Genomic DNA, 7,216 nt, shown 5'->3' on the forward strand with positions numbered 1-7,216 from the left:
TGGTCGCGGATCTGCTGCACACCGGCAAAGTCACGGTGCGCCATCCCGAACTCGCCACGGGACCCTACTGCGACACATTCGATATCGACATGCTCGAGAAGGTGCTAGTTGGACTCCGTAGCCTTTGACGACCGCCCCACCCGTGCCCGCGCGCCGCTGGCCGGTTCGGTGCGGCACGGCCTGAAAGTCGTTGTCGTCGGCGGCTTCGGGGTGGGTAAGACGACCATGGTCCGCTCGGTGAGCGAGATCCAGCCGCTGGACACCGAGGCCGTGATGACCGATGCCGGTGCCGGCGTCGACGATCTGTCCGGTGTGACCGGGAAGTCCACCACCACGGTCGCCTTCGATTTCGGGCGGATCAGCCTGTCCGACGAATACGTGCTGTATGTGTTCGGAGCCCCGGGGCAGGAGCGGTTCTGGTTCCTGTGGGATCGGCTGTTCACCGGGGCCCTGGGCGCGGTCGTGCTGGTGGATCCGCGCCGGATCAGCGATTCCTGGTACGCCATCGACCGGCTCGAGTATCAGGGCACTCCGTTCGTGGTCGCGTGCAATTCTTTCGAACCCGTACCGCCGCCGCTCGACGAGGTCCGCGATGCCCTCGACCTGGACCCGCACGTCCCGTTGTTCGTCTGCGACGCCCGCTCCCGGGAATCGAGCAAACAGGTGCTGATCGGCCTCGTCGAACATCTCATCGAGCGGCAGTCCCCGGCCGGAGTGGAGCAGCGATCGTGACCGGCCTCGAGTACAACGCCGGCGCGCCTGCGGCGAGTTGCCCGGTGGCGCAACCCGGTGCGGTCCGGCTCGACGGCCCCGGCTTCCACACCGACCCCGCGCTGCTCTACACCCGCATGCGCGCCGAGCACGGTCCGGTCGTGGCGGTGGAACTCATCGGCGGGATCCCCGCGTGGCTGGTGATCGGCTATCGGGAATTGCATCAGGTCACCACGGACGGCCTTTTGTTCCCGCGGGATTCGGCATTGTGGAACCAATGGCCGGCGATCCCGCCGGATTGGCCGTTGCTGCCGATGGTGGGCCGCCCGCAACCGGGGATCTACTTCACCGCCGGCGCCGCGCACGCCCGGCATGTGGCGCTGGTGGAACCCGCACTCGAATCGGTGGACCCGTTCGCGCTGCGCACTGCCTGCGAGAAGCTCGCCGACGGCCTCATCGACCGGTTCTGCGGCCGCGGCCACGCGGATGTGGTCACCGAATTCGCCGAACTGCTCCCGGTGCTGACCCTGGCGTGGATCCTGGGCGTGCCCGAAGCCGACGGGCCCTATCTGGCGCAGACCATGCAGGTGCTGTGCGACGGCGGCCCCGAGGCCCCGGCGGCCTACCAGCGGTTCGTCGAGTACATGCAGCAGCTGCTGGTGCAGAAGAAACGTCAGCCCGGACAGGATCTGGTGTCGCGGATGCTCGCCGATCCCGTGCCCTTCGCGGACGAAGAGTATGTGCTGAATATGCAGTCGGTCACCGCGGCCGGGCATCTGCCGACCGCCGACTGGATCGGCAACTCGATTCGCCTCATGCTGGTCGACGACCGGTTCGCCGCCGCATTCGGGGCGGCCCGGCACAGTATCGGGCAGGCCATGACCGAAGTGCTCTGGGAAGATACGCCCACCCAGATCCTGGCCGGTCGCTGGGTCGCGCGCGATACCCGGCTCGGCGAGGCACTGGTCCGCCGCGGCGATATGTTGCTGCTCGGTTTGGCCGCCGCCAATTCCGATCCGCATATCCGCCAGTACACCGGGGACGGCGCCGACCCGGCGCATTCCGGTAACGCCGCGCATTTCGCTTTCGGGCACGGCGAATACCGCTGTCCCTTCCCCGCTCAGCAGATCGCCGAGATCATCGCCCGCACCGGTATCGAGGTCCTGCTCGATCGGCTACCCGATCTGGACCTGGCGGTTCCCGCCGAGTCCCTGGTTCGGCGGCCCTCCCCGTTCCTGCGCGGGTTCACTTCCCTCCCAGTTCGTTTCACACCTGTTCCCGCCGTTGGAGGTGGCTCGTGAGCCAGCAATGCCCGCATACCGCGGCCCTGACCATCGATCCCATGGTCGCCGATCTCGCGGGGGAGACCCGCACCCTGTGCGAGGGCCCGGAGCTCACGAAGATCGACCTGCTGGGCGCTCCGGCCTGGACCGTCACCCGGCACAACCTGGCGCGGCAGCTCCTAGGCGACACCCGCCTGGTCAAAGACCACACACAGTGGAACCAGTGGCAGTCCGGTGCGGTGACCCGGGAATGGCCGTTGATCGGCATGATCGACGCGGGCCGTTCCATGTTCACCGTCGACGGCGCCGAACACCGCCGGTTGCGCATCAAGACCACCCGCGCGCTGGCGCCGCGCCGCCTGGGCGCACTGCGGCCGAAGATCGAGCAGTTCACCGCCGAACTCCTCGACGATCTGGCGATAGCCGGGGCCGGCGGTGCGGTGGATCTGAAGCAGGTCTTCGCCTACCCGCTGCCGATGCGGGTGATCAGTGAACTGATGGGGGTGCCGCGCGCCGATCACACCTACCTGCTCGAGTCGTACAAGAAGTTCTTCTCACTGCTCACCCCGCACGACGAGCGGATGCGGATCTTCGCCGAACTCGACGACTACTACACCGGCCTCATCCGGGAGAAGACCGCGAACCCGGCCGACGATCTCACCTCCGATTTCATCCACGATGTGGCCGAAGGCGAAACCCCGCTCACCGAGGAAGAGGTGCACGGCAACCTCAAGGCGCTGGTGGCCGCCGGCCACGAAACCACCGTCAGCCTGATCATCATGACCACCCGCGCGCTACTCGGTCACCCGGACCAGCTCGCCGCGATCCGGGCGGGGGAACGTACCTGGGAAGAGGCGATCGAGGAGACGCTGCGCTGGGACGGCCCCGTCATCCACCTGCTGATGCGTTTCGCCACCGAGGACATCGCTGTCGGCGACCGCACGATCGAAAAGGGCGACGGTGTGGTCATGTCCTATCGCGCCATCGGCCGCGACCGCGGCCTGCACGGTGCCGACGCCGACACCTTCGATATCACCCGCCCTACCGCGAACCGCAATATCTCCTTCGGCTACGGCCCGCATATCTGCCCCGGCGCGGCTCTGGCCCGGCTGGAGGCCGCGATAGCCCTGCCCGCCCTGTTCGACCGCTTCCCGAACCTGCGCGCCGATATCCCCCTCACCGAACACGGCAACCTCCCTGTGCTGACCCAGAACGATCCCGCGGCTTTCCCGGTCCACCTCGGAACCTAGATCCGGACCGGCGGCGCCGCGGAGTCCAGCGCGCCGAAACGCAGACCGGACCCGTGCCGCCGGCCGCGCCGCCAATAGACTGAGCCCGTGCAGTTGTATCGAGACCATGCGGTGGTGCTGCGCCAGCACAAGCTGGGCGAAGCCGATCGCATCGTCACGCTGCTGACCAGGCAACACGGAGTCGTGCGCGCCGTGGCGAAGGGGGTGCGCCGGACGAAGTCGAAGTTCGGCGCCCGGTTGGAGCCGTTCGCCTATGTCGATATCCAGCTGTACCCCGGCCGCAACCTCGACACGGTGACCCAGGTGCATACGGTGGAGGCTTTCGCGACCGCTATCGTCGCCGACTACGGCCGCTACACCACCGCCTGCGCGGTGCTGGAGACGGCCGAACGCCTGGCCGGGGAGGAACGCGCTCCCGTCCCCCGGCTGCACACTCTCACCGCGGGCGCCCTGCGCGCCATCGCGGCCGGGGAACGCCCGCACGAACTCGTCCTCGACGCCTTCCTGCTGCGCGCGATGGACTACGCCGGCTGGGCGCCCGCCATCGACGAATGCGCGCGCTGTGCCACTCCCGGCCCGCATCGCGCCTTCCATATCGGTGCCGGCGGCGCGGTCTGCGTGCACTGCCGGCCGGCCGGCGCCGCCACTCCGGCTCCTGCGGTCTTCGATCATCTACTGGCCCTCCGTCTCGGCCGCTGGGACCGGGTCGCGGATATCCCGGAATCGGCCCGCCGTCAGGCCAGCGGCTTGATCGCTGCCCACCTGCAGTGGCATCTGGAACGTGAACTACGCACCCTGCCGCTGATCGAACGTTCTGCCGGTGGTGCGGCGTCCGGTGTCGCGGGGGCCCACTGACGCTCTGCCTTCCCATCGGGCAAGCACCCGCTCAGGTCGGTGTGTTCCGAGCACAGTTACTCTTTGACCGTGATCCTGCGTCGTGACTCTGCCGGTTCGGACGCGTCCGCCGGTGCTCGTACCGTCCGCCCGCCGGCACCGCATCCCTCGGGCGCGACCCCGCCCGATATCCCGCGGGAGCTCGTTCCCCGGCATGTGGCGCTGGTGATGGACGGTAACGGTCGCTGGGCGCAGGAGCGGGGGCTGCCGCGGACGGCGGGGCACGAGAAGGGCGAGGCCGTTCTCATGGACACCGTCGAAGGATGTATCGAGATCGGTGTGAAGTGGCTGTCGGCCTACGCCTTTTCCACCGAGAACTGGCGGCGTAGCCCCGATGAGGTGCGTTTCCTCATGGGCTTCAACCGGGACGTGATCCGGCGCCGGCGCGACGAAATGCACGAGATGGGAGTGCGGGTGCGCTGGGCGGGGCGGCGACCGCGGTTGTGGCGCAGCGTGATCCGTGAGCTCGAGATCGCGCAGGAGCTCACGCAGGACAACACCGTGATGACGTTGACCATGTGCGTGAACTACGGTGGCCGCGCCGAGATCGCCGACGCCGCACGGGAAATCGCGCGGCGGGTCGCGGCCGGTGAGGTGGATCCGGAGAAGGTGAACGAGGCCATGGTGGCTCGCTACCTGGACGAGCCGGAGATGCCCGATGTGGATCTGTTCCTGCGGCCCTCGGGCGAATACCGGAGTTCGAATTTCTTGATCTGGCAGTCCGCGTACGCGGAATTCGTGTATCAGGACACCCTGTTCCCGGATTTCGACCGCCGCAATCTGTGGGAGGCATGTATGGAGTACGCGCGGCGGGATCGCCGGTTCGGTGGTACCAAATGACTTCCGAGACCGGCTCGGGTGCCGTAGCCCCGGATATCGAGCTGAAAGCACGGGCCGGCGCCGGTCTGGGTCTGCACGATATCGACGTCCGGGTCGATACCGACGGTTCGCTGCGTTTCGATTTCCAGGGGGCGCTGTGCTCGCTGAGCGCTTTCACCTTGACGCCGGGTCTGGATGTGCTGTCGCTGACCTGCGTGCTGGCCTGGGATCGCCCGCTCAAACCGCAATTGCACAAGCGGGTGGCCGAGCGTAATGCCGCGTTGCAGTTCGGGTCGATCGCGTTGATCGCGCACGGGAAGCTCGCGGATGTGATCCTGCGATACACCTTCCCCGCGGCGGGTCTGGACGATCAGGCGCTGACCACCATGCTGTTGCTGGTGCTCAGCGGAGCCGGGGAGGCGCGTCAGGGTTTGCTGCCCTGATCGCCGGCCCTGCCGACCGCCTCTACGCTCGGCGCCGGGCCGTACGGGAGGAGTGCGGCGACACCGCGGACGTACTGCTCGTTGGACAGATCCCCGATGACCAGATGCTGCAGGACGAATCCGGGGAGCAGGCCGAAGAGTGCGGATGCCACGGCATCGAGGTCCGCATCGGCCGGGAGCCAGCCGTTTTCGCGCATACGTTCGGCGTACTCACGCCACATAGCGCGGATACCGGTCATGGTCTGCTGGACGGGGCCGGCGGCGTTGTCGTCGGTCAGCGCCAGTGACCAGGCCAGGGGAGCCAGCCGCAGTCGGCCCTCGGGGCCGCTCTGCGCGGAAATCCATACGGTCATATCGGCCACGAGTTCCGCGGGGGTCGGTAGGGGGTCGCGATGGATCGCCTCCGACATCCGGCCGCGGACATCGCCGGAGGCGGTGGACGCGAGGGCGACCACGATCTCGTCCTTGCTCTTGAAGTACCGGTAGACCGCTCCTGCGGAGAGGCCGGATTCGGTGAAGACATCCTGCATGGATGTCTGGTGGAAGCCCTTGCGGATGAAGCAGCTCCGGGCGGCATCGAGGATCTGCTGCCGTCGGCGTTCGAGGTGTTCCGCACTGACTCGGGGCATGGTTACAAACTAAAACGAATATTCGTTCTTGACAAGTTGCGGCATCCGGTGGGACGGTGGGCTCATCGTTAAAAGAACGAGCCTTCGATTTTCTGGGAGAACGTCATGAACGTCATCCAGCGCGCCGTCGCCATCGGGTTGGGCGCGGCCCTGCTCCAAGCGCTGATGCTGATCGCCTTCGCCTGGCCCGCGACCAATATCGCCCCGCGTGACCTCCCGCTGGCCGTGGCCGGTCCGCAGGCCGGGATGGTCGAAGCGCGGCTGGCCGGCCAGAGTCCGGGTGCCTTCGAACTGACCACCGTGCCCGACGAGGCCGCGGCCCGCGAAGCCATCGGCGACCGCGAGGTCTACGGGGCGATCGTCACCGGGAACGGCGCACCCAGGATGCTGGTCGCCTCCGGTGCCAGTCCGGCGGTGGCCCAGCAGTTGACCCAGATCGGCCAGCAGCTGGCCGGAGCGCCGCCCGTGCAGGTCGAGGATGTGGTCGCCGGTGATCCCGACGATCCGCGCGGCGCCGGTTTCGGTGCCATGGCCTTGCCGCTGGTGATGGCCGGGATCGCCGGGGGAGTACTGCTGACCCTGTTGATTCCGTCGGCCGCGGGCCGGATCGCGGGGGTGTTCACCTTCGGTATCGCGGGCGGCCTGCTGAGCATGCTGGTCACCCAGGGCTGGCTGTCCGTCGTGCCCGGCCCGTATCTGGAGCTGTCACTGGTCGCCGGCCTGGTCTCGTTCGCGGTCGCGGGCACCGTAACCGGTCTGGCCACCGTGATCGGCCGCGCCGGTATCGGGATCGCGGCGCTGGTGATGCTGCTGATCGGCAACCCGTTCTCCGCCGCCACCTCGGCCCCGGAACTGCTGCCGCAGCCCTGGGGGACGATCGGTCAGCTGCTGCCCCCGGGCGCCGCGGCCTCGCTGATCCGCTCGGTCGCGTTCTTCGACTGGGCGGGTGCGCAGGGCCCGCTGCTGGTGCTGGTCGGCTGGGCCGTGCTGGCGCTGGTCCTGCTCGGCGTCGGAGTCCTGCGGGACAGCCGTCGCTCCGAACCGGCGCCGGGTGATCCGGCGGCGGTGCCGGTACCCGCTTGACCTCGGGCCGGTCACGAACACGGCCCGGGCCCGCACCCCGCGCCGGGGGGGGGGGGGGGGGGGGGGGTGGAGAAACGCGGGGGGGGGGGGCCCCCCCCCCGGGG

At 68.4% G+C, this 7,216-nt stretch carries 8 protein-coding genes; 7 read left to right on the forward strand and 1 reads right to left on the reverse strand.

Translation table 11 applies throughout. From position 1 onward, the window contains the following. Window positions 1-108 precede the first annotated feature (108 nt). From QH195_RS32210 to QH195_RS32235, 6 genes are all read left to right on the forward strand, one after another. Window positions 109-732, forward strand: a complete 624-nt coding sequence (locus tag QH195_RS32210; RefSeq protein ID WP_432278474.1) for a GTP-binding protein — start codon at window positions 109-111, stop codon at window positions 730-732. Further along, complete coding sequence (locus QH195_RS32215) at window positions 729-2,012, forward strand: cytochrome P450 (protein WP_280426577.1); 1,284 nt, start codon at window positions 729-731, stop codon at window positions 2,010-2,012. Before QH195_RS32210 ends, QH195_RS32215 begins: the two co-directional genes overlap by 4 nt. Then, window positions 2,009-3,244, forward strand: a complete 1,236-nt coding sequence (locus QH195_RS32220; RefSeq protein ID WP_280426576.1) for a cytochrome P450 family protein — start codon at window positions 2,009-2,011, stop codon at window positions 3,242-3,244. The genes QH195_RS32215 and QH195_RS32220 overlap by 4 nt, the downstream gene beginning before the upstream one ends. Window positions 3,245-3,331: 87 nt before the next feature. Beyond that, complete coding sequence (recO, locus tag QH195_RS32225; RefSeq protein ID WP_280438168.1) at window positions 3,332-4,099, forward strand: DNA repair protein RecO; 768 nt, start codon at window positions 3,332-3,334, stop codon at window positions 4,097-4,099. Window positions 4,100-4,168: 69 nt separating this feature from the next. Then, window positions 4,169-4,978: an isoprenyl transferase gene (locus QH195_RS32230; protein ID WP_280426632.1), complete on the forward strand. Its 810-nt coding sequence runs from the start codon at window positions 4,169-4,171 to the stop codon at window positions 4,976-4,978. Beyond that, window positions 4,975-5,400 carry a hypothetical protein gene (locus tag QH195_RS32235; RefSeq protein WP_280426574.1) on the forward strand — a complete coding sequence of 142 codons (426 nt, stop codon included), beginning with the start codon at window positions 4,975-4,977 and terminating at the stop codon, window positions 5,398-5,400. Before QH195_RS32230 ends, QH195_RS32235 begins: the two co-directional genes overlap by 4 nt. On the opposite strand, the gene QH195_RS32240 is transcribed toward QH195_RS32235, so the two are convergent. Next, window positions 5,382-6,029, reverse strand: a complete 648-nt coding sequence (locus QH195_RS32240) for a TetR/AcrR family transcriptional regulator (RefSeq protein ID WP_280426573.1) — start codon at window positions 6,027-6,029, stop codon at window positions 5,382-5,384. The two genes, QH195_RS32235 and QH195_RS32240, sit on opposite strands and share 19 nt — an antisense overlap. Window positions 6,030-6,134: 105 nt before the next feature. Between QH195_RS32240 and QH195_RS32245 the strand changes: the two genes are divergently transcribed. After that, window positions 6,135-7,112, forward strand: coding sequence for a hypothetical protein (locus QH195_RS32245; protein WP_280426572.1), 978 nt, complete (start codon window positions 6,135-6,137; stop codon window positions 7,110-7,112). The last annotated feature ends 104 nt before the right edge of the window (window positions 7,113-7,216 follow it).

Source organism: Nocardia carnea (genome assembly GCF_029868855.1).
Classification (GTDB): domain Bacteria; phylum Actinomycetota; class Actinomycetes; order Mycobacteriales; family Mycobacteriaceae; genus Nocardia; species Nocardia carnea_A.

Bases quoted from the DNA above. Each gene is read 5' to 3' on its own strand.
- QH195_RS32240 (WP_280426573.1), bottom strand. From the start codon at position 6,029: ATGCCCCGAGTCAGTGCGGAACACCTCGAACGCCGACGGCAGCAGATC.
- QH195_RS32235 (WP_280426574.1), top strand. From the start codon at position 4,975: ATGACTTCCGAGACCGGCTCGGGTGCCGTAGCCCCGGATATCGAGCTG.
- QH195_RS32245 (WP_280426572.1), top strand. From the start codon at position 6,135: ATGAACGTCATCCAGCGCGCCGTCGCCATCGGGTTGGGCGCGGCCCTG.